We start from the raw sequence: 25962 nt of genomic DNA on the forward strand, positions 1-25962 counted from the left end.
TGCACCTCAGACGCGCTGCAGTGTGACGCGATAGGTGTAATGCTCTGGGAGATAGTGGCTTACAGAGAGTTCGCGGGTGGCACCGGCATCGTCGCTGTAAAGACGGTCGATGCGGAGAACGGGATGGCCGGGGCGACATCCGAGGTGCGCAACATCGAACGAATCGGCGGTGTCCACTGTGATCGACTGCGCGGCCTCAGAGATCGGCGACGATAGATACGGCTCGAGCAGACCGATCACCGTGTACGTACTGACCGCGCCTGTGGCCATCTCGGGTGCATCGAGGATGAGTCTGGCCGTGTCCTCGGGCAGGTGCACCGTCGTCAGCACAAAAGGCACGCCTTCGTGGAAGCGTCGGAACACCACCGAATAGACCACGTCGCTGTCCAGTCGTAGCCGGCTGGCCGCTTCGACGTCGATTCGGCGCTGTAGAGCACTCATGACTTCCATCGTGGTGTCGGTCGATAGGTTCAGCAGGTCCTCGATCGAACCTTGGTGGCGTAGATAGCGCCCACCGGCTTCGTTCACGAAGGTCCCTCTGCCCGGGACGCGGTAGACGATGCCTGCGGCCACCAGGTCGACGAACGCTCGCCGTACCGTCTGCCTACTGACCTCATAGCGTTCAGACAGTTCCAATTCGGTGGGCAGACGAACGCCGTTGTCGTAATTGCCTGCGGCTATGTCCTGGCGCAACTGTCTTGCCAACGCCTGATACGCGGGTTCGGCGTCGCGCCTCTTTCCGGTCATGAAGCCCCGCGATGGTACGGGCGCACCCTCATAACCCGCCCCGCGATACCAACTGAGCGGCAATGACGTTGCGTTGGATCTCGTTGGTGCCCTCTCCGACGATCATCAGCGGTGCGTCACGGAAGTAACGCTCGACGTCATACTCGGTGGAGTAGCCGTAACCGCCATGGATCCGCACCGCGTTCAATGCGATCTCCATGGCCGTCTCCGACGCGAACAGCTTTGCCATACCGGCTTCCATATCGCATCGCTCACCGGAGTCGAACTTCTCAGCGGCGTACCGGGTGAGCTGACGGGCGGCGGTCAGTTTGGTTGCCATGTCTGCCAGGTAGTTACCGATCGACTGGTGTTTCCAGATGGGTTGGCCGAAACTCTCCCGCTGTTGCGCGTATGCCAGCGCATCTTCGAGCGCCGCGGCGCCGACACCCAGTGCGCGCGAGGCAACCTGGATTCGCCCGGTTTCCAGGCCCTTCATCATCTGGGCGAAACCCGCACCGGGTGTGCCTCCGAGGACGGCCGACGCCGAGGCCCGATAGTTGTCGAATGACAGTTCGCATGACTCCACGCCCTTGTAACCGAGCTTGGGTAGGTCCCGCGAAACAACAAGCCCCGGTCCGTGTTCCACCAGAACGATCGACATCCCCCGGTGACGCGGGGTCGCGGCCGGATCGGTTTTGCACAGCAAGGCGATGAGTCCGGAACGTCGCGCGTTGCTGATCCATGTCTTCGACCCGTTGATCACGAGGTCGTCGCCATCGACCTTTGCGACCGTCGCCATTGCTTGGAGATCCGATCCCCCACCCGGTTCGGTCAGGGCCATCGTTGCGCGGAGCTCGCCGGTTGCCATCACCGGGAGGTACCGCCGCTTCTGCTCTTCTGTTCCGAACGTGGACAGCAACTTGGCCACCACGGTGTGCCCACCCATTGCCCCCGCCAGGCTCATCCAACCGCGCGCCAACTCCTCGGTCACCTGGGCGTAGCACGGCATGGACACCGGCGAGCCGCCATGCTCCTCGGCGACGGCTAGCCCATAGATGCCGATCTGCTTCATCTGCTCGATCCACGCCTCGGGGTACTCGTTGGCGTGCTCGACCTCGCGAACCGATGGCTTGACCTCACGATCGACGAAGTCGCGAACCGTCTTCACCAGGAAAGCCTCTTCGTCGTTCAGGTCGTGTTTCATCTGCCCTCCGTCGGCCGAAACTTTGTACGGCCATATTTCGCTGCCACCTTCGCCTTGTCAATCGAATGCTTGACACCGGGCGAGCTTTGCTGCCAGCATCAGCGGTGACTTTGGCCGTACATAGACGCGCGCGCTGGCACAGGAGACCGAGACGATGACGGAGCTCGAGCCCGCCGGCACCATCGCCGTCGGCGGCCCCTACTTCGATGAACTCGCAGTGGGCCAGGTATTCGACACCGCCCCCTCGATGACACTCACCAGCGGCGCCGCGGCGCTACATCGGGCCATCCTCGGCGATCGTTTGAGACTTGCGCTTGACGCCCACCTGTCCGAGAAGGTCACCGGACGGTCAACCCCTCTGGCACATCCCGGGCTCGTCTGTGATGTTGCCATCGGACAATCGACACTCGCCACCCATCACGTGAAGGCGAACCTCTTCTACCGAGGACTGCGTTTCCATTCCTTCCCGCATGTCGGCGACACCCTCAGCACTCGCACTGAAGTGGTTGGGCTACGTGCCAATTCGGCGAAGCCCGGACGACGGCCCACCGGGTTGGCGGCCCTGCGGATCGTGACCACGGATCAAGATGGCCGCAAGGTGCTCGACTTCCACCGGTGCGCGATGATCCCGGTGTCCGATGAGCCGGGAAACGACCGTCCAGTGCCGGCGGACGACCTCGGGCTGATCGGCCCGGACAGCGAGGCGAGCTTGTCTATCCCTGGGTGGTGGAACCTGTCCGCTCTCCCGCCATCGAGTCCAGAATGGACCGCCGCACGTACCGGCATCACGTTCTCCAGTAGCGCTGACGTGGTGTCGAGCGCACCAGAACTCGCCCGGTTGACATTGAACATTGCTGCGACACATCATGATTCCCGCGTGAACGGCGGCCGGCGGCTCGTCTACGGCGGCCATACGATCGGGATCGCGTTGGCCCAGGCGACCCGCGCGCTACCGAATATGGTGACCGTACTCGGCTGGCAGTCCTGCGATCATCTCGGACCCGTGCACGAAGGCGACACCATCACCAGTCAGTTGCAGGTGGAGTCATGCGAATCGATCGGCGGCGCCGCAGTGGTGCGGCTGAGGTCGATTGCCTACGTGGTGCCCGATGACACGGGTGGTGTGTCCGAGCGCCCCAACACGGGTGTGCCGGTGCTCGACTGGCGGTTCACCGTGTTGACAACCTGACCCACTTCGCGCGATCGCTCACCGCTGGCTCGACGGATTGATGAGCTGGCGAAGATCCGTCAGTCCTGACGAAATTCCAACACGTCATACCCCTTGACTGCCGGTTTACTCATAAGTGACGATTTACTCAATTACTTGAGGAGGTCACTTATGACGGTGCCGGCACACACCCCGCATGCCGATCTGCACAGTGGCGACGGCGCTCGCCCTGGCGATCCCGGGGACCGAGCGGCGGCGCCCGTTGTCAAGGTTGTCGACCTCGCCTGGCTCGAGTTCGAGAAACCGAACATCGCGCAGGCGGAACGGTTTGCTCACGACTTCGGTTTCACCACCGTCTCCCGGACCGCTGATCAGCTGTCCCTGCGCGGCACATGGTCCGGAGCGCCCTGCGTCCTGATCCGGCGATCACATCGATCGAAGTTCATCGGACCGGCGTTTCGTGCGTCCGATCGCGATGACCTGCTGCGACTGTCTCGCGAAACCGGGCGGCGCGTCTACCCTCTCGGCGATCTCGGTGGCGCGGCCATCGACCTCACCGACCCGTCCGGGATGCCGATTCGCGTGGTGGCCGGTATGACCGATCTACCGTCACTGCCAGACCAAGATTCTCTGACGTTCAATTTCAGCGGGAAGGTCGAGCGGGTCAACGCGATTCAGCGTCCGCCGCGCGAGCCCGCGCGAGTGCAGCGCCTGGGGCATGTCGTGATCGAGACGCCCCGTTTTCGCGAGAATCTTGCGTGGTACCAAGAGATGCTGGGATTGATCGTCAGCGACTTCCTCTTCTTCCCCGGCCAGCGTGACCGCGGCCCGACCATGGCGTTCATGCGCTGTGATCGTGGTGGTGAGCCTGCCGACCATCACTCTCTGGCAATGACTTTGGGACCGATGTCTCGATATGTGCACTCGGCGTATCAGGTGGCCGATCTTGATGCCGTCGCCGCCGGCGGTGCCTACCTCGCAGATCGCGGCTATCACCACGCGTGGGGAATCGGCCGCCACATCCAGGGCAGTCAACTCTTTGACTACTGGCGGGACCCGGACCGGTTCATGGTCGAACACTTCGCCGACGGAGACATGTTCGACAGCACCATCCAGGCGGGATGGGCACCGATGACCGCAAGCGGCTTGTCGCAATGGGGCCCGCCCGTGACCCGCGATTTCCTCGGCGCCAGCCCTGATCCCGATCTGGTCAAGGGCATGCTCGCCGGCCTTCGCAACGACAACGAGTTCGATATCCACCGCCTCCTCGGCCTACTGAAAGTGGCACGTTCATGACCACAACCGTCCTGCGTACAGACACCGGCTGGTGGGTCCAGCGTGACCAGACCGCCTACCCCATTCGTACGTCCGCGAAGACCACCGGCGAGTTACTGGTCGACCGCGCCGCCATAGACGCGGCAACCGCGGACGGCGAATCCGGCGCAACCCCCGTGGCAGATTTGACTCTGCTCTCCCCGGTGACCGCCCCGTGCCGGGTGGTCGCACAGATGGTCAATTACCGCAGCCACGCAACCGATTCGGGCATCAACCCCGACAGGGTGGCGGCCACCTTCTTCCGCAAATCGTCGGGTTCGATCACCGGCCCGTTCGACGACATCATCAAGCCGGCGCACGTCGCACTACTCGACTACGAGGTGGAGATCGGTCTCGTCGCCGGAGCCTCCATCGACGTCGGCACTTCCGTCACCACCGACACCCTCAACGAGTACTTCGCGGGAGTCGTGATCACCAACGACGTCAGCGCACGAGACATACAGTTACCGAAAACCCAGTTCTACGAATCCAAGTCGTACCCCACCTTCACCCCGGTCGGCCCTCGACTGGTGCTGCTGACGCACGAGGAATGGCGCCGGTTCGACCAGCTTCGCCTGCAACTCTGGGTTAACGGCGAACGCCGGCAGAACGGTCGTGTTGGCGGCGACATGATCATCGATCCGGTGAGCGCGCTCGCCGTGCTCACCGGTTTTCAACGGCTCGACGCCGGAGATCTCCTGCTCACCGGCACTCCCGGTGGCACCGCACTGGCCGCGCCACCCAAACCGATCGAGCTCATCGGTGCACTCATTCCGCCGCATGTGAAATGGAAGACGTTCTTCAAGCGCCAGGCATCAAACCCGAAATACCTCAAAGACGGTGACCTCGTCGAGGTTCGTATCGCGACCGACGACGGTGCCATCGATCTGGGCCGTCAACGCTGCCACGTGACCTACGCATGACCGCCCAGCACCGCCCTGTTGTGATCGTGGGCGCGGGCCCCGTCGGGGTCGCGTGCGCTCTGCTCCTTGCCAAACGCGGTGTTGCCACGGTGATCCTGGAGCGTCACCGCGAACCGTATCCGCTGCCGCGGGCTGTGCACCTCGACGACGAGGTGTTCCGGATACTGCAGGCCGTCGGCGTCGATGAGAAGTTCGCGCCGCACACCCGGGCGATGCCGGGCATGCGGCTGATCAACGGGCGCGGGCGGGTGATGACCGAGTTTACCCGCAACACCGATGACGGCCGGAACGGGTTCCCTCCAGACAGCATGTTCGACCAGCCCGACCTCGAACGTATCCTCTTGGAGGAGGCAGCGGCCGTTGACCTGATCGACCTGCGGCGTGGTTGCCAGGTCACCGATGTGACCGGCGGCGCACGGCCGCAGGTGCGCTACCACAATGACAGTGGCAGCAACGAACTCATAGACGCGGCCGCAGTGATCGGGTGCGATGGCGCCAACAGCCCCGTGCGCCAGAAGCTCGGTATCACCATGCGCGACTTCAACTTCGACGAACAGTGGCTGGTGATCGACGTACTCACTCCGGCGCCGCTGGACGTGTGGAGCGGTGTCCACCAGATCTGCGACCCCGACCGCGCTGCGACGTTCATGCCCGTCACCGGCAACCGATACCGCTGGGAGTTCCGTGTCCACGACGGCGAGGACCTCGATGCACTCCGATCCGAGCAGACCTTGCAGAAGCTGTTGTCGCCGTGGATGACCAAGGCTGAACTCGCCGAATCCGAGATCATGCGCCAGGCTTTCTACACCTTCCGCGCGCGGGTGGCTCACACCTGGCGCAACGGCCGAGTCTTCCTTGCCGGCGACGCCGCCCACCAGACACCACCGTTCGTCGGACAGGGACTCGGCTCTGGACTGCGCGACGCACACAACCTGACCTGGAAGCTGGCCGACGTTCTCGACGGTTCTGCACCTGAGTCGCTGCTCGACACCTACGAATCCGAACGAAAACCGCACGCCACCCGAATCATCCTGATGGCCCTGGCTGTCGGATGGGCTCTCACCGGAGGGCAAGACCACCTTGCCTCTGTCCGCCGGGCACTGGTCACGGCGGCATGCCACATCCCTCGCATCGGCGACGCACTACCCGAGAACAGCCCGTCACTGAACCACGGACCACTGGTCGAGCGCCGCGGTATGCGGTCGCGCCTCAACGGAACCCTGTTCCCGCAACCGTGGGTCCGCACCCCCGACGGCGCCCGCCGGCTCGACGACCTGCTCGGCCGGGGCTACGCAATGATCACTCGGGGCCCACTGCGGGACCACACGGCAGCACGGCTCATGTCGATGGGATTGACGCACATAGACGTCGATGCCCTGACGTGCGTCCCGTCGACGAACCCGTCCCCGTCTGCGGTGATGCGTACTCACCACACGTATGCGGTACTAGTTCGTCCTGACCGTGTCGTGATGGCCTCAGCTCACACCGAATCGGATGTTGGCCAATTGCTTTCCACTCACCGACGTACACCTCGCACCTCGCTCACGCAGGTATCGGCATGAAGGTCCGCCGAAACGCCCCGGTCGTCGATGTCGACTTGTACGGACAGACAGCACTGATCGATCCGCAGCCCGTTTACAGGCAGATCCGCGACGCGGGCTCGGTGGTGTGGCTACCGAAACACAAGGTGTGGGCGATGGGTCGCTTCGTGGACGTTCGGAGCGCACTTCGGGACGATGCCACCTTTCGTAGCGGCTCCGGGGTCGCGGCGAACCCGGTCGCGAATCTACTCGGACGCAAGACCGTATTGTCCAGCGATGATGAACGACATTCGGCCCGTCGTCGAATACTGATGCAGTCGTTGATATCACGCGCAATCCGGCCGTCGTTACCCATCCTCCGCGACGAAGCACGCGCGACCGTGGACCGGCTACTGGAACGGGACTCATTCGACGGAGTTGCGGACTTCGCCTCCCGGCTTCCGATCGCAGCAATTGCAGATCTCGTCGGTGTCGAGGTCGGACCGCAGCAGTTACTCACTTGGGGTGCCGGGACATTCGACATTCTCGGTCCGCTGAACCGACGGGCTATCGACGCGACTCCGACGGCTTTGGGGTTGCTGCTCTACACGATGCGGCTGCGCCGTTCACAGGTCACGCCCGATGGATGGGCGGCCAGTGTCTTCGATGCTGCCGACCGCGGAGAGATCAGCAGGTCCGAGGCGCGAACCATGGTGATCGACTTCGTGGCACCGAGTCTCGACACCACCATCCTCGCGACGGGCCAACTGCTCTGGAGCCTGGGCCGCGATCCGCAGGTCTACGCTCAACTCAGAGCCGACCCCGAATTGATCCCTACCGCTGTGGTCGAGGCGGTACGTGTGGCGTCACCTGTTCGCGGCTTCACTCGAAGGGTGAGTCACGACACGGACATCGACGGTGTCAGGATCCGGGCAGGTGAGCGCGTTGTGCTGCTCTACGCCGCGGCGAACATGGACGAGCGCCACTTCGACGATCCCCAGACGTTCTCACTGCACCGACGAGGCAGCAATCTCGGCTGGGGACACGGGATGCACACGTGTGTCGGTATGCAGCTGTCCAAGCTCGAGATGCAGACCCTGCTGGGCGAATTGATCACGCGGGTCGAGACCATCGAAGTGTCGGATCCGGTTCCGCTCTCGAACAACTGTCTGCAAGGTTTCGCCTCATTCCGCGCCAGGTTCAGCTGAGTCGCAGGCCGTCACACCTGCGGGGCCGCGTCGGTATACTTCCGATGGCCACGATTGACCGTCGAAAGCGCAGGAGCCCGAGTGACGCAGGGTAATCGACTCGAGCGCCGCAAGGCGCGCACCCGGGCGGCGCTTGTCACCGCTGCGCAGGGTTTCATCGCCGACGGCAGAGTCAATGCGCCCGTCCTGGAGATCACGCAAGCCGCCGACGTCGGAATGGGCTCGTTCTACAACCACTTCGAGAGCAAGGAAGACCTGTTCAGCGCCGCAATCGACAGCGCACTCGAATCGGTCGGGGCGTACCTCGACACCTTGACCGAGGGGCTCGACGACCCGGTCGAGATGTTCACTCAATCATTCCGACTGGCCGGACGGCTGTTCCGCCTCGAGCCAGACCTGAGCCGAGTACTCCTGAACTCGGCGATGTCGCCGATCACCTCGGATCTCGGCCTCGCTCCGCGGTCGCGCCGAGACATCCTGGCCGCATCGCAGCAGGGCCGGTTCGACGTCGAAGACGTTGAGCTCGCGTTGGCGCTCGTGGCGGGATCCCTACTCGCACTAGGGCGTCTTTTGCTGGACGACCCTGATCGTGACAGTGAAGCCGCTGTCGACCGAATGGCGACAGACGTTCTGAGAGCGCTCGGGGTGCCGCTGTCCGAGGCCCATGAACTCTGCCACCAGCCCCTGCCCCCGTCCTACGACTCTGCGCTTCGTTCGGTCATCGAACGAGCCATCCCACCGTCAGATCCCGCCTGATCGTTCAGGAGCTCTGCGGTTGTTCCCTCGCCTACGTCAGTCGGACGAGGACTCCATCGCCTCAAACCCAGAGATTCGAAGCCGACGACGTAGATCAGCGTCCACAGTACGAGCCAGTCGATGAATCCCAGGGCGTTACCGTTCGCACCCGTCGCGACTTCGGGCTCGTGCAGAACGTGCTCTGCGAGCACCGAGTAGTAGAGAAGGAACGTGCCGACTGCCAGCACGAAGGTGAGTATGGCGCGCACCGCTGGACCGAACTTGTTGCCGAATCCATTCGCCCAGAAAATCATCCAGAATGCCCAACACACGCCGATCTGAGCCGGGAACTGATGCAAGACGCTCCCCAACTCATCGGATGCCTGCGAACCGAGCAGAACCTCGGCAAGTGGGATCATCAGGAAATAGATTGCGGTGCCGAGGCAGAGGTTGCCCACCGTTGCGGCAGCAGCGGTCCTACCACCGCCCCCGAACAGCTTCCACGGCCAGTTGTCGAGCGTCTGCCCGGTCAGGATCACAGCCACCACGATCGAGTAGAACCAGCCGAGTACGGTGTCGACCGTCATCAACGGATCGGTCGCGGACAACGACACTGACGGCAACCCGAATACAACATAAAGCGCAAGCGTCGGGACAGCGATGAACGCTATCTCGCACAAGCCGATGAGTGGCTGCGTCATCTTCAGTGCGGTCCACGGCCAGTGCTGCCAATTGAGTACAACCATCACCCAGGTCGCGAAACCGAACAGTACGAACAGCGCGCCGGTGAAGTAGCCGAGCCCACCTTCGCGGCTACCGGCGAAATCGGGAGAGATCGAGCCGAGCCCGCTTCCCAGGAGCCAGGTCACCGCGACGGCAAAGACGGACGTCGATCCCAGGATCGCCACCCCGCGCAGCGGTTGGGAGAATTTGTCGAATCCAGCGAAACCGCAATTGAATCCGACGAAGACGATGAACAGGATCGCCCAGAAGAGAGCAGCATTGAACGGCAGCGGGTAGAAGCTCCACGGACTTGTTGTCGGGTCAGCCAGCACATACCAGGTGACCAGCGAAACAGCGACGACGACAATCAGATTCGCCAACCCGAAGGCCAGCCAGCGACGTCGTGGCGACTCGGGTTCGGCGGTCGGTGGGGCGTCCGGTTCGACGCCTGCGGTTGCGGTCATTGTGTCGTCTCCTCGAGGTGTGTGCGGTTGGCGTCGCAACTATGAGCTGGATCACAGGTCGGCGGGAGGGTTGCGAATGGTTGCAAGGTGAGGCTCGGATCCAGGCCCGCTGCAACGTCCTGCAACCCTGTTGGTTGTGCGCCAGGTCACATAGACATAGATGCATCGGACAGAGCCGATGTGACCCGTGAGGAGTAACCCGATGCGCGCAGCTGTGTACTACGGCCCCAACAAGGTGGAAGTCGCCGACGTACCCGAGCCGTCACCTGGCGAGGGGGAGGTGAAGGTCAAGGTGGGGTTCAACGGGATCTGCGGTACCGACCTCCACGAGTACTACGCAGGGCCGATCTTCATTCCCACCGAACCGCACGCACTCACTCACCAGCAGATGCCGCTCGTGCTCGGACACGAGTTCTCCGGCACGGTCGTCGAAATCGGCAAAGGGGTGACCGGAACCAAGGTCGGAGACCGCGTCGCGATCGAGCCCCTGTATCGCTGTGGGCAGTGCGGGCCCTGCCAGTCCGGCAACTACAACATCTGCCAGCAGATAGGTTTTCACGGCTTGATGTCCGACGGCGGCATGGCCGAGTTCACTGTCGTTCCAACGAACATGATTCACCATCTACCTGACAACGTCTCACTCGAACTCGGTGCGCTCGTCGAACCGATGTCGGTCGCGTTCCACGCCGCAACACTCGGAGATCCCGAACCTGGTTACACCGCAATGGTTTTTGGTGCTGGTCCGATCGGTATCGGGCTGTGGTTCGCGCTCCGCGGAAAGGGCCTGAGCGAGATCTACGTCGTCGAACCGTCTGCTACGCGTCGGGCCTCCATCGAAGCACTCGGCGCGACAACACTGGACCCGACAGCGGTCGACGTGCCGGGCTTCATCGCAGATGCGACGGGAGGCCGCGGTGCCGACGCGATCTACGACGCAGCCGGCGTCCAGCCCGCCGTCGAATCCGCTCTGGCGTGTATCGGCGCACGCAAGCCGCTGGTCAGCGTGGCCATTTACGAAAAGCCCCTCACCACACCGTTGCAGCGGATTGTGATGAACGAATCCCGGATTCAGGGGTCGTTGTGCTACACCTCCGCCGACTATGAGTCGGTCATCGAATTGATGTCGCAGGGCAAGTACGACACGACTGGATGGGTCGACAAGATCTCACTCGAGTCGGTGATCGATGACGGCTTCGAGGCGTTACACGCCGGGACGAAGATGAAGGTACTGGTCGACCCCTCGAAAGGACAGTCATGAGCGTCGCTCTCATCACCGGAGGCGGGCAGGGAATCGGACGTGGTGTTGCGCTTCGCCTCGCGAAAGACGGTCATGACATCGCTCTCGTCGATGTCAACATGGAATCGGTCGAGTCCGTCGCCGCGGAGATCCGCGAGATAGGCTGCAAATCAACCACTTTCGTCGCCGACGTCAGTGATCGAGACGCGGTGTTCGCAGCCGTCGACCATACCCACGACTCTCTTGGCGGATTCGACGTCATGATCAACAACGCCGGTATCGCGCAGGTAGCGCCGATCGACGATGTTCGTCCGGCCGACGTTCAGAGGATCTGGGCAGTCAACGTCGATGGCGTGTTGTGGGGAATACAGGCTGCAGCAGCGAAGTTCAGGTCCATCGGCAACAGAGGCAAGATCATCAACGCCTCGTCCATCGCCGGGCACGACGGATTCGCGATGCTCGGCGTCTACAGTGCCACCAAGTTCGCGGTACGCGCCCTGACTCAGGCGGCGGCCAAGGAGTATGCGGCACATGGCATAACCGTCAACGCCTACTGCCCAGGCGTCGTCGGGACCGACATGTGGGTGATCATCGACAAGCGATTCGCCGAACTCACCGGCGCCGCGGAAGGCGCGACGTACAACAAGTTCGTGGATGGTACTGCGCTCGGGCGCGCCCAGACCCCGGAAGATGTCGCCGCATTCGTGTCGTATCTGTCCGGCCCGGACTCGGACTACATGACAGGCCAGGCTGCATTGATCGATGGTGGGCTGGTCTTCCGATAGCCCACCTCCTCGATGGTGTTGGAGCACAACAGAGATGACTCGTTCACCAGACCCTGAACCGGCCTTGTCCGCGGGCGAGGATCCCGTCCGTTACGCACAGATTCTGTCTGCTGTGTATGACGCGACCATGGCCGGAGGGAAATCTCCCGCACGTCCGCGCGAAGTGGTCGGCGCTTCGTGGCGCCGTCTGCGCGGCCTCGGAATCGATCCTGAACAACCCCGTCCGGGCGTTGCGCACATGGACATTGCGGAACTGGAGTTCAGGCGACGCGAATCAGGGTTGTCCGAGATCCTCGGCGACCTGGCGCAAGGGTTGCAATCAGTTGTGCGGGACGGGGAGAACATCCTCGTGGTCGCCGACCACCATGGACGGGTGTTGTGGCGCAGCGGCTCTGCGTCGGTATTGGATCGCGCGAACGCACTGGGCTTCTCCGAAGGAGCGAGTTGGGCAGAAGATGCTGTGGGGACCAACGCCATCGGAACCGCGCTGGTGTCGCGTCGGGCGGTACAGATCTTCTCGGCGGAGCACTATGTCCGCAGCCACCATCCGTGGACATGCGCCGGAGCTCCCATCAAGGACCCCAGGACCGGCCATGTCGTCGGCGCGGTGGACGTCAGCGGCCCGGCCAGAACGGTCCACCCGACCACCTTGGCTTTGGTCGATACCGTCGCTCGACTGGCCGAGTCACGGTTGCGAGAAGTTCATCGGCAGCATCTGGACCGGTTGCGGTCGATCGCCGCGCCGATGCTCGCCCGGTTGCAATCCCCTGCTCTCGCCGTGGACTCCGACGGGTGGATTGCGGCGGTCGAGTCGGTTGCGTTGCGAGACCGCGTCCTGTTGCCGGACGACCTCGCCATCGGCCGGCGCTGGTTGCCCGAACTCGGGGTGTGCGACTTCGAGCCTCTACCCGGCGGCTGGCTTGTCCGTCCGTGCGGTTCAAGACCCGGCGAATCCGCCTCCGGCACCGGGATGGTCACGACCATCAGCATCAATCTGCGTGAGTCCCAACACCCTCGAGTCCACATACGCAGCGAAGTCGGCGAGTGGACGCACGAGCCCACACCCCGCCACACCGAGATCCTCTATCTGCTCGCGGTGCATCGAGAGGGCCGCAGCGCAGCCCAACTGGCTGTCGATCTGTTCGGGACCGGAGGACGCGACATCACCGCCCGGGCCGAGATGTCGCGTCTCAGAAAGCACTTCGCGGGAATCGTGCTGGCGCAGCCTTACCGATTCGACGAGAGAGCCGGAGTCGAACTCTTGCTTCCCGCCGACCTCGAGAACCTCCTGCCATACTCCACCGCTCCCGCGATCGTGCGGGCACGGCGCCCAGGATGGGCCAATACTCGACCGTGAGTGGCGCTCGATGAAGACCGGGCACCGTCCACCGTGTTAGTCAGGTACAGCAGTCGCAGTCGTGGCCCGATGCGCCACCCCTGTCGACTACCTTTGAGGGACAACATGTGTCGCCCTTCCAAGCGTTGACGCCCTCGCGCACTGCAATAACGGCAATGAGCAGGGCGGCGATCGGGTCTGCCCAGGACCAGCCGACGGCGCTGTTGAGCACCAATCCCAGTAGCACTATCGCCGAGAGGTAGGTGCACAGCAACGTCTGTTTGGAGTCGGCAACAGCGGTCAACGAGCCGAGTTCTCGTCCCGCCCGACGTTGCGCCCAGGACAAGATGGGCATGACGAGCACACTGGTGGCCGTCAGAACGATACCGACGACCGAGTGGCGGGCCTCTCCCCCGCCCGCCAAAGCGCGCAGTGCGTCAATGGTCACGTACAACGCGAGAGCAAAAAACGAGAAGGCGATGATGCGTAGGGCAGTCTTCTCGCGGTCCTCTGGTTTCTTGCCGGCGAACTGCCAGGCCACCGCCGCCGCGGACGACACTTCGATGATCGAGTCGAGACCGAAACCGATCAGGGCGACCGACGACACTCGTGCGCCCTCGCTGATCGCAACGATCGACTCGACCACGTTGTAGCCGATGGTGATCGCCACGAACCACTGAATTCTTCTGGCCAGCAACTGCTTACGCGTCACGGATACACCTTCAGCAGCGGCCCGCCCCGGCACACCCAGGTCCTGAGCCATCAGCAGCAGTTCTGTGTTGGAGCAGCGCCGCAGCAGTCGGGGTCCACCGCCAGCACCACACCGAGCAGATCATTCAGCGCCACACCGATTCTGGCGTCGGCCAATTCATAGCGGCTTCGCCGACCTTCCGGCACAGCAACCACCAGACCGCACCCCCGCAGGCACGCCAGATGGTTGGACAGGGTTTGGCGAGAGACGCCGATTCGGTCGGCAAGGTCTGATGGGTAGGCCGGACCATCCCGCAAGATCATCAACACCTCGGTACGGGTCACGTCCGAGAGTGCATAGCCGAATCGGGACAGCGCATCTCGATGCATCGCAGCGGTGGTCACCCACTGATAGTACATAGGATTCTGAATTCAGCGAAGCCTTGATCGATCCGCTCTCGCCGATTCGTATGCCCTACAGCGCGCTGCCGGCCACCCACTGCTCCCAGGGAATGCTCCAGTCACCGTTCTGCCATTGCTCCAACGGCGGGCCGCCGGTGTTGCGCACCTCGACAACATCTCCCGTCACCGACAGGTCGTAGAACCACCTGGCGTTGTCCGGGTTCAGGTTCAGACAGCCCGACGACATGTTCGTGTTGCCTTGTTGGGCGATGGTGTCCTCGAGTTGGTGCAGGTAGATCCCGTCATTGCTGATGCGGGTGGCGTAGTAGATGGTCTCGCGGTAGCCGAGCCGGGAGTTGACCGGAAGGCCATAGGTCGAGGAGTCCATGATCACCGGGTTGGCCTTGCTGAGAACGGTATAGACGCCTGATTGGGTCCAGAAATGGATGGTTTTGCCGTTGACGGTTTCGGTGCCGCCGCGGCCCATCGAGGTGGGCATCGTGCGTGCGAGTTGCCCGTTGACGTACACGCTGACTTGCTTGGTGGTGTCGTCGGCGATGGACACGTGGGAGTCGCCGATCGTGAATGAGCAGGCGGCGTTGTCCTGGCCGTAGAGCCCGTTTCCGAGGTCGATGCCGTACACGTCAGCGCGTGCTGTGACCCGCGTACCCGGCGCGTAATACTCACGAGGGCGCCAATGCACGTTCTGATCATCGAGCCAGCTCCACTGGCCTTCCACGGCGGGCTCGGTCTGGATCGACAAGCACCGTTGAGCGGCTGCCCGGTCGGGCACCGGTTCGTCGAAATGCACCACCGTCACGATGCCGATTCCGAACGTGGCGCCGTCGACCAGCGCATTACCACCGGTGGTGACAAAGGACGGCATGGTCAGATTGTTCGGCGCCAGGGTGCTGAACGAGCTCGAATGAGTACGGGTGCGGCCCTCGTCGTCACGCGTAGTCACCTGCAGTGCATACGTTTTGGTGTACCCCAGCGGCGTCTCGGGTTTCCACGCGGCCCGATCGGGTGTCATCACTCCCGGGACGACGCGGCCCTCGTTGTTCGTCATCACCACATCGACCAGAGTTCCTTGGGTCACCGAGACCAACACCGGACCCAGCGGGTCGAAGTTCGCCGCACCCGCGGCCGGTTCGAAGGTCACCACCGCCTCTGGAGGAGGCGCCGATGCGGACTTTTTCTGTGGGGAAGATCCGCCGTCCGTCGAGCACGCGGCCACCACAGCCGCCAGCGCACCTCCCCCGGCGATGAGCAGCCCGCGCCGACTGATCAGACCACCTTGATCCCGATGGCTTTCGACCACTCGACACACTCCTCCACGACGACTACCTACAGACTGCTGACAGTTTACGGATTCTTTAAGAAAACCGTCATCCGTCCGATCGGGCCCGGGGCCGGCGATCAGCCGAGGAGTCGACGTTTGGCCCGCTCGCGCGAGATCGGGCCGACATCTGGGTGGCGACCGGGGAGCACAGCCGCATGCTGCTGGCCGGGGCCTGGCCCACGCCGAGCTGCGAGGGCGTCTGTGATGACTCCCGTCGTGAAGGCGTAAACGGCTTTGTGGAGGACGTCGATCGCGATCTCTGACCGAGGCCACGTCTCCGGAGGGGCGCCGACACCCGTCGCGTTCTCCAAGATCTGGTCGTTGGTCAGGCGGACGACGGTGAACTTCGCCGACGCCACCGGGCCACGCAGACCGACCTCCGACATCACCGACCGGAGAACGCCCAGCGCCGCGGCCTGGCCGTAATGCATCGCCCAGTTCGCCCACACCGGTTGCTGGCCGGGCTTCTCGCCCAACCCGGTCAACCGTTCGAGCACCTGCGCCGGAACATAGGAACTCGGACGTCCCGTCAGTTTTTGTTCCAACTTCTCCCCGAGCGTCATCACGGCGCCTCCGACGGTGCCGGCGACCAATCCCTCGATCACAGAGTTCTTCAACATGCCCCCACGGGTACCCACTGGGCGCACGGCGAATCGGGCGAGACCACTTCCGCACCACGGTTGATGCCGACGCACAACGGCGAACAAGACTGTCGCGTGGCACGAGCACTCGAAGGGAGGTCGAGCGCGCAGATGCAGAGTTACGGTAGCGGTCGTGAACAGCTCCGAGACCCCGGACGATTCGCCGACACGGACGCCATCGTTCGACGACATCGCAGGGCGGGTCCGTGAGCTTTGCCTGGTCCACCCCGAGGTTCGCGAAGAGCAGGCGTGGGTGGGCCTCCGATGGTGCGTCGGCACCAAGACTTTCGCTCACGTCCTCGACATCGTCGACGGCCATCCTCCGGCTTACGCCACTGCTGCGGACACGGACGGACCCACGTCAGTCCTCATGTTCCGATCGGGCGGCGACGAACTCGAGGCCTTACGTCACGCCGGCGCCCCCTTCTTTGCCACATCATGGCGCCGTGACGAAATCGGGCTGATGCTCGGGCATGAGACGGATTGGGACGAAGTCGCCGAACTGCTGACCGAGAGCTACCTACTGCGCGCACCGCAGAGACTCAGGGGCGGCGGGCAGTAGTTGTCGCGCAACGTATGCCGGGCCGACAATTCATCTTCAGTCATCATCAGCCGCATCGAACTCGGCACGGGCCCTTTCGATGTCGGGCATGTGCGCGGTGGCCCACTGGAGGATGACATCGATGGGCGGGCGGAGCGTCTTTCCCAGCGGGGTGATCCGGTACTCGACCGCGACCGGTCGCGAGCTGAGCAGCACCCGTTCCACGATCCCGTTCCTCTCGAGCTTGCGAAGCGATGCGGTGAGGGACTTCTGGGTGACAACCGGAATCAATCGCCGCAATTCGTTGAAACGACGTGGGCGCTCACAGAGCTCGTTGAGGACCGCCAACGACCACTTGTCGAGCACCTGGTCCAGCAGTTCGCGGTGTGGTGCGTTGACCGTGAGTTCGGCCGCCGAGGTATCCGTCATGAAACCTGGTCTCCTTGAAGTGTCCTTGATGTACCAGGTATCAAATTTATACCCACCCCGACAAGCACCAGGAGGGAAACATGGCCGTCGATTACTCCACCCCCGCAGGCATGACCCAACCGACGCCTTACCACCACGTCGCAGTGGGCACCGGGTCACGGCACGTGCACGTCAGTGGTCAGATCGCCCGCCTCGCCGACGGAACGCCGGTAGCTCCCGACGACCTGGCCGGACAGGTCGAGCAGGCTCTGCGCAACACAGCGACAGGATTGGCTGGTGCCGGTGCCACCTTCTCGGACGTGCTACGGCTGACGTTCTATGTCACGCACTGGACGCCAGAAAAGATCACCGGGTTCATGGCTGGAGTCGAGCGCGTCTCTGCCGAGATCGGATTGCCGCAACCGATGCCGCCCGCCTCACTGATCGGGGTCGACTACCTCTTCGAACCCGGCGTCCTTGTCGAAGTCGAGGCCACCGCCATCCTCGACTGACGGGCGGCACCGATTGCCGATGGTGTGGGTACTAGCCGTTGGCGTGGGCAGCAGACTGCCCGACAACGGCATTGGTGTCACCGATCAGTCGGCGTAAGAACGCTTCCTGCTCCTGCCTCCCATGCCTCGCGGCGCGCTCGGTGCCGCCCGGAATCAGCCTGAACCATGCAGTGCGTGCAAGATTGATCGGTATTCTCACGGCCGGGTACCACGGAGGGACCCAGGCAGGCAGCCCAAGGCGTTTCATCGCCGCCGGTCCCAGAAACGCGCTGGTCACCGACAGGTGCTGGGCGCGGGCAATGCGGCCGCGCACGCCCGGCAGGTTCGGGTAGTTCCAGGACAACGGATCGTTCATCATCGGTAGCGCCATCTGTCGGCTGGTGTCATCGGGATTGGTGATCGCGGCGAGGCAGTGATGCAACAGCGCCACCCCATCGTGGAAGCTGCGTGGCAGCCAGTGCTCCTCTACCCCGATCAACCACCCGACGTACCGGGTCAGGTGGGCCGCAGCTTCCATATCGCTGCGCGAGGGAATGAGACCGAAGGCCATGCCACCTGCGATCGGCGCCAGCAATGCGCCCAAAAGAGTTGCGGCCATGTCGGTTTGGTTGATAGGGATACCCCACTCATCGGTGCACCAATCGGGCATCGCACCCACGTGCCTGCGCACGACGGAGTGGATGAGGCGCACGTGCACAGTGGATTGATAGCCCTGCCCGAACTTGGCCATGCCGTGGTCGCCCGAAATGTCCATGGCCCACTGGAGTGTCTCTGCGAAACGTCGGGCAGGGCCGGTTTCGAGCGCACCGGTACGAATGAGCGTCTTGTTGAATCCGGACGCGAGGTAGCCCCCTAAGAACGACACGTCTCGCGAGAAGTACAGCGAATCAGTACCACCTGAGCGATAAACCCTCTCTCCGTGCCGCAGGAGACCGTCGTCAACCCAGTCAGGCGTGTCTTCGACCATCTCGAAAAAGAGCCGAAGGGGCGGCGGCGCATCCGGCATGGTGTCGATCCCGGTACGCAGGGCCTGGTCGAAGAGTGGCCGCGTGTCCGCCATGCCGTCGGCGTACATCCAGTCGACGAGACGGTCCATCGGGTCATCACCGATCAGCAACGATTCGCCCAACGCGCCCCACCTTTGGGGAGTGGGGCTCCCTATCCTCAGCAAGCGGGCGAACGGGCCGAGTCCCGGGCCTTTACGGGGCTTGCGGGGATGCCGGGTGGGTACTGCTGCTGATGGTGTCATCGGAATTGTCCTCCGGTGATGCGGCGATGCCGTACTTGATGAGGGGCACGAGAGTTGTGCGAACGAACCGACGGGCTTGCTCGTGGTCGGTGAAGTCGACGCTCCCCCCGCTTCCGGGAGTGAGCATCAGTGAATGTGAGAGTCGGGCAACCAGTTCGGCGATCGGCCTCGGGTCGTAGCGGGCAATGACCCCAGCCTGTTGGGCGTGGTCGAGGAGCCCGACGATGTAGTCGATGCCGATACCGACGAGCCGCTCGCCCTGCACGGTGTAAAAGGTGAGGGCTTCTTCGGGCGCGACACGAAGGAGCTGTGTCACCAACGTGTGGATGCGGGTCTGCAGCAGCACGTGAAGCACTGTCTCTTCGATCTGGGCGTCGACCCCTGGCGCAGTCGTCGCGATTGCCGTGACCTCGGCCAACATTCGGCGCGTCTCGCGCTCGAGCACCGCCTCGATCAGATTGTCTTTGCCCACGAACCGGCGGTGAATCGTGGCCCTGTTCATCCCGATTCGGCGGGCAATGTCTTCCAGACTCGCCCGACGAATCCCTACCTGGAGGATCCGGTCGAGCGTGGCGTCCATGATCTTCTCGTCGACTTCGTCGGGCTCTACCGTCATGTAACGACTCTACAAACCGTGTTGCATTGCGTCGACTACCCGGAGACGTCACGGGATGTCCAATACGTTCGGCAACCCCGCGCGCCATCGGTCGCGATCCAGTTGACGCGCGCCGTCGAACTCGGCGATCGTGCTGTGCTGCCACAGCCGTGCCCGTGAGGCGTTTGATCCCGACGCATCGAGCACTGCGTTCGCCGCATTGCGGCCGCCCTCGTTCGCGCTTTCCATTGTCGCGAGATCGATCTGGCTGCGGCAATAGTCACCGGCCAGGAACAGGTTCGGTATCCCGGTGCCCGCATTGGGCCGGTTGTCCCAGGAGCCGGCCGTGTTGATCAGCAACGGGTCCTCGTTCGTCAGTGCACGGGTCTGTGGATTCCAACCGATACCCGGATCGAGGAACCAGCCCTTCAAGTTTGCGTCGGTCAATTTGTCTGGCAACAACAATCGACCCGACTGCGTGGTCACGACCTGGTGCCAGGTCTCCCGGGCTATCTCTTCTGGGCTGCACTGTTTGGCGGTCTTGCCGGTCAACGATCCTGGCGTGTTCCACTCGGAGATGTCCACCGACAAGATGTCGCGGACCGTGCCGTCCCCGTAGTCGCGGGCGATGTTGCGGCCATGCCAGAACTGGCCCTGCTGAATGCCGGTCAGCCGCCACGGCGATTCGATGAACCCTATGTGCCCCGGAGCGATGGACTCATTGATGTCGAGGTAGAACTGGATGCCGGTCATCCAGTCGGAGAACAACTTCGAGATCCGCTCGAGCGAGGGATCAAGATTCAGCACGTCCGGCGCCAAGAGAGGAACCACCTTCTCGGGCGGCACTGCCAACACGAACCAATCTGCGGGCACCTCTGTCGGACGGCCGCTTGCGTCGGTCATCCGAGCCGATGCGATTCGTCCGTCCGCGGTGGTCAGCGACCGCAGTGTGCTACCCATTTCGAACCGAACGCCCATACCGCGCAGGTGCGCCACCCATGGGTCGATCCACGCCTCGTTCGTGGGCGCATTCAAGACCATGTCCGGGTAGCCCTGCGACCCGCGGTTGATGATGTTCAGGAGGAATGCTTCGGCCATGTTGCAGATGGTTCGGGCGCTGGCAATGTTCTCCTTCGCCGCAACCAGAGTCCTGGTGACAGTGGAGATCACCCACAGATAGTTCGGATGGGCGTTCTCGGCGCGGGCGAAATGGGCAAATGTCTGGTACTCATATTGACCGAACCGCCGCTCGTCGCAGCTGGTGAAGTACACCAGCAACCTCTGTGCCAGACCCAGCAGGTCCAGATAGGGCAGCCGCGGCGCGTAGATCAACCCGCCGAGCAGCGACTTGACCAACCGTTCCGGGTGAGCAGCCAGACCGATCGCGTTGAAGTCCAAAGCGAACGGCGCAGTGATCTCAGGGCCGTTGTACGCCCCCGTGGCGGTCAGGGCCGGCACCAGATTGTCGCGAACCCCGTTTGGATTGCCACGGAACGGTATTCGCCGCATCGTGTCCGGAACAGCCTGATAGAAGCCAGGAAAGAAGCGAAACCCGTGCTCACCGGGCAGGGGTTTTCGCCCACCACCGAACGGCATCGTGGTGGCATCCATGCTGCGAGCTTTGCCGCCGAGCGCGCGCCGTTCGTACACGGTGACCTCGTAGCCGCGTTCGGCCAGTTCATGGGCCGCGGTCAACCCCGCGATACCTCCACCGAGAACGGCCACCCGGCGATCGGTGGGCGGAGTGGCCCACGCCTGCCCCAGGCCCAGATGTCCAGCCGCAGCCGTGCCCGCCACAGCCGCGGACCCCATCGCCATCCCGCGCAACACCGCGCGGCGAGAAACCCCCGAATTGTCCATGTCATACGCCTTCGTAGGCCAGGGACACGCGGACCATGCATCTAGATCCAACACATCCATGGGAAGTCAATGCCACAACTATAGATACACTGTTGCATCGTTCAGTACTGGGAATTGCCCGAACACCGAAAATCAGCCCACCGGCGCGACCGCCACCTCACCGCACGATAGTGCCATTCATGATTGTTACAATTGCTACTGACATGGTCTGGCCGATGAAAGGTACCGATGACCCACACCTCACCCTGGATGACTCCTGATCTCGAAGCTTTGCGTGGACTGATCAAGTCGTTCCTCGACAAGCACGTCATCCCGAACACCGAGAAGTACACGTCGCAACACCATGTGGATCGCGATCTGTGGAACCAGGCCGGCGAATTGGGCCTGCTGTGCATGTCGATTCCAGAGGAGTACGGCGGCGGCGGCGGGACGTTCGCGCACGAGGCGGTGTTGATCGAAGAGCAAGCGCGAGCGGGTGATTCGTCGTGGGGCGTGAGCTTGCACAACGGGATCGTCGCCCATTACCTGCTCGAGTACGGATCAGAGGAGCAGAAGCAACGGTGGTTGCCGAAGATGGCAACGGGCGAGGTTGTCGGCGCCATCGCGATGACAGAACCCGGCACGGGCTCCGATCTGCAGAACATCTCGACCAAAGCGATCCGCGACGCAGACGAATACGTGATCGACGGGTCCAAGACGTTCATCACAAACGGATCGCAGGCCGACCTCATCATCGTGGTGGCCAAGACCGACACCAGCAAAGGCGCAGACGGCATCTCCTTGATTCTCGTCGAGGGTGACCGGCAGGGTTTCCGCCGCGGCCGGATTCTGGACAAGATCGGGCAGCGCGGACAGGACACGTCGGAATTGTTCTTCGACAGCGTCCGGGTACCGACCGCGAACCTCCTGGGGACCGATGAAGGATTGGGCTTTGTCCAACTGATGCAGCAGTTACCTCAGGAGCGGTTGATCATCGCAGTGGCGTCGGTCGCCGGGATGGAGTCTGCCGTCGCCCAGACACTGGCCTACACCAAAGAGCGGACGGCGTTCGGCCGCCCAATTTTCGGGTTCCAGAACACCAAGTTCAAACTCGCCGAAGCCGCGACGGAGACAACGATTGCCCGCGTCTTCATCGACGACTGCATCTGCAAACACCTCGCCGGCAACCTCGACATCCCCACAGTGGCCATGGCCAAGTGGTGGACCTCGGACCGCGCGATGACAGTGCTCGACGACTGCATGCAACTCTTCGGTGGATACGGCTACATGAGCGAGTACCCCATCGGCCGCATGTGGGCAGATGGGCGGGTTCAGAAGATCTACGCCGGCACCAACGAGATCATGAAGGAGATCATCGCGCGCTCACTATGATTCAGCTCTCGGCTTGTGAAAGTCCTTGTTCGAAGCTGAACACGCCGGTCGGGTCGTACTGCGCTTTGATCGCCTTCAATCGTTCGACGCCGGATCCCCAGTAGGCGGTTTGCCAGTCGGCCATGTCGGCGTTCGGGACGTTGCTGTACGCCCCGGAAACGTAGGGTGCCAACGCTTTCGTGAAGTCGTCCACCCACGACAAGCACACTGTCGTCAAAGAATCCGCCGACGCGGCCTCTGCTCCCCTAGTTCCCCACCCGGCACCGGGCTCGGCGTAGAAGATCGCGTTGCGATGCGCGAATACCGACCCACCGGACGGCTCGGTCTGGGTCACCGCGCCCCCGAAGGCGTTGGTGAAGTAGTTGCACTCTGCAGTCGGAGCAGTCGCGATGTACTGACAGACCAGGTCGATCGCTTCCGGCGGAAACGGTTCTGAGATGAACTGGGACTGGAACTTCCAGTTGGCCGGCTCGTCCTCGGTCGGAATCTGGAATGCCGTGTAGGTGTCGACCCAACTCGCGTCCGACGTTGTCACCTCTGGCGCACCGACGGACAGGATCGGACCGAGCAGTTCCAACGCCTCGTGTGGTGTCCCCGATGCCAGAACACCCAAGAGTTGGACCTGTTCGCTGTTGATCTCGATCTGACTGGTGAGCCGGTTGTCTGTCGTCGGGGCCGAGCGCTGCCACGCATCGAACACAGCGTGCAGGTGGTCGAGACCAGACCATGTGGCGGTGACGTAGATCGTCTGCGTCAGCGGATGGACGCGGTAGGTCAACGACGTCACGATCCCGAAGTTGCCGTTGCCTGCACCACGTAGCGCCCAGAGCAGATCCGGGTTACTCGTCTCGTCGACCGTGATGACCTCTGCACCTCGGTCATTGTCAGCGACGACTATCTCGGCTGCCAACAAGTTGTCCGATGCCATGCCGAGGTAGCGCGTCAACAGACCGAAACCGCCTCCGAGCGTGGCGCCGACCAGTCCGACCGTGCCCTCGGTTCCCGTCGGTGCCGCAAAACCCGCACGCCCCAATGCAGTCACGGCTTCGAGTTGGTTGAGCCCGGCGCCCACCGTCGCCGTCTGTGATTCCGCGTTCAGCGACACCGATTTCATCTCGCTGACATCGATCACGATGCCGTCGTCGACGCTCGACCAACCCTCGAGGCAATGTCCCCCGCTACGTACCCGAAGCGAAACAGCGTTCTGCCGTGCCCATGTGAGCGCATTGACGACGTCGTCGGTCACCTGCGGATACACGACAACCTGGGGCGTTTGGGTGAACAGCAGGTTCCATCCGGAACTCGCCTCTTGATACTGCGGGTCCCCGGGGCGCACGATTCGGCCGGTCAGTTCCGCCGGCCCGGACACCCGTTTGCTCACTCGGTCACCTCGACAACCGCGTCGACAGCGTCGCCACCGGCAGGTTCGGTCTCGAGCACCTCACGGTTGAAGATCATCATCTTGGCGAAGTACACGCCACCCAACAGGATCAGGCCGGCGACGATCACGTTCGACGAGGTGGAGTCACCTGGAGTGACCAACACGAACAGCGCGAAGGCGACCCAGATCAAGGCTGCCACGGCAATCGGTAGTTCGAAGCGGCCGAGGCTGAACCCGTCCTCTTTTCTATCCAGCCGCTTGCGCACCACCAGATAGAGCACAACGATGGCGCCGTAGATGAGCGCAGGCAGAAGTGTCGAGGCGGTGATCAGCTTGATCAGCGCGTCTCCGGGCAGCACGACCAACAAGACGACACCGACGACCAGGATGAGGAGGGTGGCCGGTACCGGGGTCTGGGTGCGGGGATTGACCTTACGCATCAGTCCATGTGCCGGGAACCGTTCATCACGGGCCATCGCGAACACCTGACGTGAGCACGCCGCCATCACCACCATTCCGGCGCCGAAGATCGCAAAGACGATGGCAGCCAGCAGGATCCGTTCCATCACCGGACCGAGTTGGTCTCGGATGATCGCTGCGACCGGCGACCCACTCTTACTGATCGCGTCCACATCGTCGATCGCTACGGTCAGCGCGAGCAAGAACAAGAACCCTGCCACCCCGGCGGCGAGCACGGAGGCAACGATCGCGCGCGGCACACTTCGGAACGGATCCTTGGCCTCCTCGGCGAGATTCGCCGCCGAATCGAATCCCACCAGCGTGGTGAGTCCCATCAGCATTCCGGCCATCAGTCCGCCGCCGATGGCGAAGTAGTTGCTGTCGCCTTCGGTGATTCCCCGCGACGTCAGGTTGCTGACCTCACCGCTACCGGTGAACACCACCACCGCTGCCAGTGCGACAACGAGTATCGCGACGATCGCGAGCTCGACACCGACAGCACCCGAGGTGATCAAGCCCAGCAAGCGGGTTGAGGCAATCACCAAGACAGCTTGAATCATCATGATGATCACCGTGATGATGCGGGCCGTGTCCTCGTTCGGCTCCATCCCCACCAGCGGCATGAACGCCTGACTGGCCAGCGCACTGTCCATTGCGACGACTGCCGTCGCCAGGTACCAGAAGGTCAACCAGCCGAACAGCCAACCGACCTTCGGGTTCGCCAGCCTCGATGCCCACTGGTAGGACGAGCCGCTCAACGCGATCCTGGCCGCGAATTGAGCGACCACGAGGGCAACCAATGTCTGGCCGACTGCCGCGATCAGCCACAGCCAGATTCCAACCGGGCCAGCGGTGACCAGCACTTCTCCGTACGTTGCAAAGACTCCCACCGCCACGGAGATGAACGCGAAGGAGATCGCGAACACCTGGAATCCGCCAAGAGTCCGCTGCAACTCGGGACCGGAATCCTGTGGGGGCAAAGAGCTGTCGGCCGATGATTCATCTGTGAGGGGTGTGGGCACGCGAAATACCTCGATCGTTGTACGGAGGGCATCCCGTGCCTGCTGGTCGGAACGTCGGAACAACGCTAACCCGGATTAAGCAGCCTCGCGCTGAAACTTGCAGTAATGGGTATCTCTGTCTCAAACGACGTGTGTCTTGCCCGGTC

At 62.9% G+C, this 25962-nt stretch carries 25 protein-coding genes; 12 read left to right on the forward strand and 13 right to left on the reverse strand.

The genetic code is table 11. From position 1 onward, the window contains the following. Positions 1-6 precede the first annotated feature (6 nt). Entirely contained in the window at positions 7-747 is a 741-nt protein-coding gene (locus W823_RS39245; protein WP_023956723.1) for a GntR family transcriptional regulator, read from the reverse strand. Positions 748-775: 28 nt separating this feature from the next. Next, the gene (locus W823_RS39250) at positions 776-1930 is read right to left on the reverse strand and encodes an acyl-CoA dehydrogenase family protein (protein WP_023956725.1); all 1155 of its coding nucleotides are present in this window, start codon (positions 1928-1930) and stop codon (positions 776-778) included. Between the two features lie 154 nt (positions 1931-2084). Between W823_RS39250 and W823_RS39255 the strand changes: the two genes are divergently transcribed. From W823_RS39255 to W823_RS39280, 6 genes are all read left to right on the forward strand, one after another. Then, positions 2085-3119, forward strand: a complete 1035-nt coding sequence (locus W823_RS39255; protein WP_023956727.1) for a MaoC family dehydratase — start codon at positions 2085-2087, stop codon at positions 3117-3119. Positions 3120-3269: 150 nt separating this feature from the next. Continuing rightward, a complete protein-coding gene (locus W823_RS39260; protein ID WP_023956729.1) occupies positions 3270-4394 on the forward strand; it encodes a VOC family protein in 1125 nt (374 codons plus the stop codon). Next, a complete protein-coding gene (locus tag W823_RS39265; RefSeq protein WP_023956731.1) occupies positions 4391-5335 on the forward strand; it encodes a fumarylacetoacetate hydrolase family protein in 945 nt (314 codons plus the stop codon). The genes W823_RS39260 and W823_RS39265 overlap by 4 nt, the downstream gene beginning before the upstream one ends. Continuing rightward, positions 5332-6897 carry a bifunctional 3-(3-hydroxy-phenyl)propionate/3-hydroxycinnamic acid hydroxylase gene (locus W823_RS39270; RefSeq protein WP_023956733.1) on the forward strand — a complete coding sequence of 522 codons (1566 nt, stop codon included), beginning with the start codon at positions 5332-5334 and terminating at the stop codon, positions 6895-6897. Before W823_RS39265 ends, W823_RS39270 begins: the two co-directional genes overlap by 4 nt. Beyond that, positions 6894-8063, forward strand: coding sequence for a cytochrome P450 (locus W823_RS39275; protein WP_023956735.1), 1170 nt, complete (start codon positions 6894-6896; stop codon positions 8061-8063). Before W823_RS39270 ends, W823_RS39275 begins: the two co-directional genes overlap by 4 nt. An 81-nt stretch (positions 8064-8144) precedes the next feature. After that, a complete protein-coding gene (locus W823_RS39280) occupies positions 8145-8819 on the forward strand; it encodes a TetR/AcrR family transcriptional regulator (protein ID WP_023956737.1) in 675 nt (224 codons plus the stop codon). Here the strand turns inward: W823_RS39280 and W823_RS39285 are convergent. After that, complete coding sequence (locus tag W823_RS39285) at positions 8759-9985, reverse strand: hypothetical protein (RefSeq protein ID WP_023956739.1); 1227 nt, start codon at positions 9983-9985, stop codon at positions 8759-8761. The two genes, W823_RS39280 and W823_RS39285, sit on opposite strands and share 61 nt — an antisense overlap. A 202-nt stretch (positions 9986-10187) precedes the next feature. Here W823_RS39285 and W823_RS39290 point away from each other — a divergent pair, with 202 nt between their 5' ends. From W823_RS39290 to W823_RS39300, 3 genes are read left to right on the forward strand one after another with little or no spacing between them, the layout of a single operon-like run. Further along, complete coding sequence (locus W823_RS39290; protein WP_023956741.1) at positions 10188-11243, forward strand: 2,3-butanediol dehydrogenase; 1056 nt, start codon at positions 10188-10190, stop codon at positions 11241-11243. Next, positions 11240-12007: an acetoin reductase gene (locus W823_RS39295; protein WP_023956743.1), complete on the forward strand. Its 768-nt coding sequence runs from the start codon at positions 11240-11242 to the stop codon at positions 12005-12007. The genes W823_RS39290 and W823_RS39295 overlap by 4 nt, the downstream gene beginning before the upstream one ends. Before the next feature lie 34 nt (positions 12008-12041). Beyond that, complete coding sequence (locus tag W823_RS39300) at positions 12042-13364, forward strand: GAF domain-containing protein (RefSeq protein WP_023956745.1); 1323 nt, start codon at positions 12042-12044, stop codon at positions 13362-13364. A 40-nt stretch (positions 13365-13404) separates the two neighbouring features. On the opposite strand, the gene W823_RS0128625 is transcribed toward W823_RS39300, so the two are convergent. The 4 genes from W823_RS0128625 to W823_RS39310 form a co-directional block, all read right to left on the reverse strand. After that, positions 13405-14106: a cation diffusion facilitator family transporter gene (locus W823_RS0128625; RefSeq protein ID WP_031331875.1), complete on the reverse strand. Its 702-nt coding sequence runs from the start codon at positions 14104-14106 to the stop codon at positions 13405-13407. Continuing rightward, positions 14106-14453, reverse strand: a complete 348-nt coding sequence (locus W823_RS0128630) for an ArsR/SmtB family transcription factor (protein ID WP_369792597.1) — start codon at positions 14451-14453, stop codon at positions 14106-14108. The genes W823_RS0128625 and W823_RS0128630 overlap by 1 nt, the downstream gene beginning before the upstream one ends. 55 nt (positions 14454-14508) lie before the next feature. Beyond that, positions 14509-15726 (reverse strand): Ig-like domain-containing protein, encoded by a 1218-nt coding sequence (locus W823_RS39305; protein ID WP_051406456.1) that lies wholly within the window; start codon positions 15724-15726, stop codon positions 14509-14511. Positions 15727-15854: 128 nt separating this feature from the next. Continuing rightward, positions 15855-16397, reverse strand: coding sequence for a hypothetical protein (locus tag W823_RS39310; protein WP_023956749.1), 543 nt, complete (start codon positions 16395-16397; stop codon positions 15855-15857). Positions 16398-16551: 154 nt separating this feature from the next. Here W823_RS39310 and W823_RS39315 point away from each other — a divergent pair, with 154 nt between their 5' ends. Then, complete coding sequence (locus W823_RS39315) at positions 16552-16980, forward strand: MmcQ/YjbR family DNA-binding protein (protein WP_023956751.1); 429 nt, start codon at positions 16552-16554, stop codon at positions 16978-16980. Between the two features lie 36 nt (positions 16981-17016). Here W823_RS39315 and W823_RS39320 read toward each other — a convergent pair whose 3' ends face one another. Beyond that, positions 17017-17388, reverse strand: coding sequence for a helix-turn-helix domain-containing protein (locus W823_RS39320; RefSeq protein ID WP_023956753.1), 372 nt, complete (start codon positions 17386-17388; stop codon positions 17017-17019). An 80-nt stretch (positions 17389-17468) separates the two neighbouring features. On the opposite strand from W823_RS39320, the gene W823_RS39325 reads away from it, so the two are divergent. Continuing rightward, entirely contained in the window at positions 17469-17879 is a 411-nt protein-coding gene (locus tag W823_RS39325; RefSeq protein WP_023956755.1) for a RidA family protein, read from the forward strand. 31 nt (positions 17880-17910) lie between these two features. On the opposite strand, the gene W823_RS39330 is transcribed toward W823_RS39325, so the two are convergent. From W823_RS39330 to W823_RS39340, 3 genes are read right to left on the reverse strand one after another with little or no spacing between them, the layout of a single operon-like run. Then, the gene (locus W823_RS39330) at positions 17911-19128 is read right to left on the reverse strand and encodes an oxygenase MpaB family protein (RefSeq protein ID WP_031331880.1); all 1218 of its coding nucleotides are present in this window, start codon (positions 19126-19128) and stop codon (positions 17911-17913) included. Continuing rightward, positions 19079-19744 (reverse strand): TetR/AcrR family transcriptional regulator, encoded by a 666-nt coding sequence (locus tag W823_RS39335; RefSeq protein ID WP_023956759.1) that lies wholly within the window; start codon positions 19742-19744, stop codon positions 19079-19081. Before W823_RS39335 ends, W823_RS39330 begins: the two co-directional genes overlap by 50 nt. A gap of 48 nt (positions 19745-19792) precedes the next feature. Next, entirely contained in the window at positions 19793-21583 is a 1791-nt protein-coding gene (locus W823_RS39340) for an FAD-dependent oxidoreductase (RefSeq protein WP_023956761.1), read from the reverse strand. A gap of 228 nt (positions 21584-21811) precedes the next feature. Here W823_RS39340 and W823_RS39345 point away from each other — a divergent pair, with 228 nt between their 5' ends. Further along, positions 21812-22954, forward strand: a complete 1143-nt coding sequence (locus W823_RS39345; protein ID WP_023956763.1) for an acyl-CoA dehydrogenase family protein — start codon at positions 21812-21814, stop codon at positions 22952-22954. A 1-nt stretch (position 22955) separates the two neighbouring features. Here W823_RS39345 and W823_RS39350 read toward each other — a convergent pair whose 3' ends face one another. Both W823_RS39350 and W823_RS39355 read right to left on the reverse strand, forming a co-directional pair. Continuing rightward, positions 22956-24335 carry an FAD-binding oxidoreductase gene (locus tag W823_RS39350; RefSeq protein WP_023956765.1) on the reverse strand — a complete coding sequence of 460 codons (1380 nt, stop codon included), beginning with the start codon at positions 24333-24335 and terminating at the stop codon, positions 22956-22958. Then, positions 24332-25816: an APC family permease gene (locus W823_RS39355; protein ID WP_023956767.1), complete on the reverse strand. Its 1485-nt coding sequence runs from the start codon at positions 25814-25816 to the stop codon at positions 24332-24334. Before W823_RS39355 ends, W823_RS39350 begins: the two co-directional genes overlap by 4 nt. Positions 25817-25962 lie beyond the last annotated feature (146 nt).

Source organism: Williamsia sp. D3 (assembly GCF_000506245.1).
In the GTDB taxonomy this organism is placed as follows: Bacteria; Actinomycetota; Actinomycetes; order Mycobacteriales; family Mycobacteriaceae; genus Williamsia; species Williamsia muralis.

What these genes read in the sequence shown, in the direction of transcription:
- W823_RS39245 (WP_023956723.1), bottom strand. Translation starts at nt 747, where the DNA reads ATGACCGGAAAGAGGCGCGACGCCGAACCCGCGTATCAGGCGTTGGCA.
- W823_RS39250 (WP_023956725.1), bottom strand. Translation starts at nt 1,930, where the DNA reads ATGAAACACGACCTGAACGACGAAGAGGCTTTCCTGGTGAAGACGGTT.
- W823_RS39255 (WP_023956727.1), top strand. Translation starts at nt 2,085, where the DNA reads ATGACGGAGCTCGAGCCCGCCGGCACCATCGCCGTCGGCGGCCCCTAC.
- W823_RS39260 (WP_023956729.1), top strand. Translation starts at nt 3,270, where the DNA reads ATGACGGTGCCGGCACACACCCCGCATGCCGATCTGCACAGTGGCGAC.
- W823_RS39265 (WP_023956731.1), top strand. Translation starts at nt 4,391, where the DNA reads ATGACCACAACCGTCCTGCGTACAGACACCGGCTGGTGGGTCCAGCGT.
- W823_RS39270 (WP_023956733.1), top strand. Translation starts at nt 5,332, where the DNA reads ATGACCGCCCAGCACCGCCCTGTTGTGATCGTGGGCGCGGGCCCCGTC.
- W823_RS39275 (WP_023956735.1), top strand. Translation starts at nt 6,894, where the DNA reads ATGAAGGTCCGCCGAAACGCCCCGGTCGTCGATGTCGACTTGTACGGA.
- W823_RS39285 (WP_023956739.1), bottom strand. Translation starts at nt 9,985, where the DNA reads ATGACCGCAACCGCAGGCGTCGAACCGGACGCCCCACCGACCGCCGAA.
- W823_RS39290 (WP_023956741.1), top strand. Translation starts at nt 10,188, where the DNA reads ATGCGCGCAGCTGTGTACTACGGCCCCAACAAGGTGGAAGTCGCCGAC.
- W823_RS39295 (WP_023956743.1), top strand. Translation starts at nt 11,240, where the DNA reads ATGAGCGTCGCTCTCATCACCGGAGGCGGGCAGGGAATCGGACGTGGT.
- W823_RS39300 (WP_023956745.1), top strand. Translation starts at nt 12,042, where the DNA reads ATGACTCGTTCACCAGACCCTGAACCGGCCTTGTCCGCGGGCGAGGAT.
- W823_RS0128625 (WP_031331875.1), bottom strand. Translation starts at nt 14,106, where the DNA reads ATGGCTCAGGACCTGGGTGTGCCGGGGCGGGCCGCTGCTGAAGGTGTA.
- W823_RS0128630 (WP_369792597.1), bottom strand. Translation starts at nt 14,453, where the DNA reads ATGTACTATCAGTGGGTGACCACCGCTGCGATGCATCGAGATGCGCTG.
- W823_RS39310 (WP_023956749.1), bottom strand. Translation starts at nt 16,397, where the DNA reads ATGTTGAAGAACTCTGTGATCGAGGGATTGGTCGCCGGCACCGTCGGA.
- W823_RS39320 (WP_023956753.1), bottom strand. Translation starts at nt 17,388, where the DNA reads ATGACGGATACCTCGGCGGCCGAACTCACGGTCAACGCACCACACCGC.
- W823_RS39325 (WP_023956755.1), top strand. Translation starts at nt 17,469, where the DNA reads ATGGCCGTCGATTACTCCACCCCCGCAGGCATGACCCAACCGACGCCT.
- W823_RS39330 (WP_031331880.1), bottom strand. Translation starts at nt 19,128, where the DNA reads ATGACACCATCAGCAGCAGTACCCACCCGGCATCCCCGCAAGCCCCGT.
- W823_RS39335 (WP_023956759.1), bottom strand. Translation starts at nt 19,744, where the DNA reads ATGACGGTAGAGCCCGACGAAGTCGACGAGAAGATCATGGACGCCACG.
- W823_RS39340 (WP_023956761.1), bottom strand. Translation starts at nt 21,583, where the DNA reads ATGGACAATTCGGGGGTTTCTCGCCGCGCGGTGTTGCGCGGGATGGCG.
- W823_RS39345 (WP_023956763.1), top strand. Translation starts at nt 21,812, where the DNA reads ATGACCCACACCTCACCCTGGATGACTCCTGATCTCGAAGCTTTGCGT.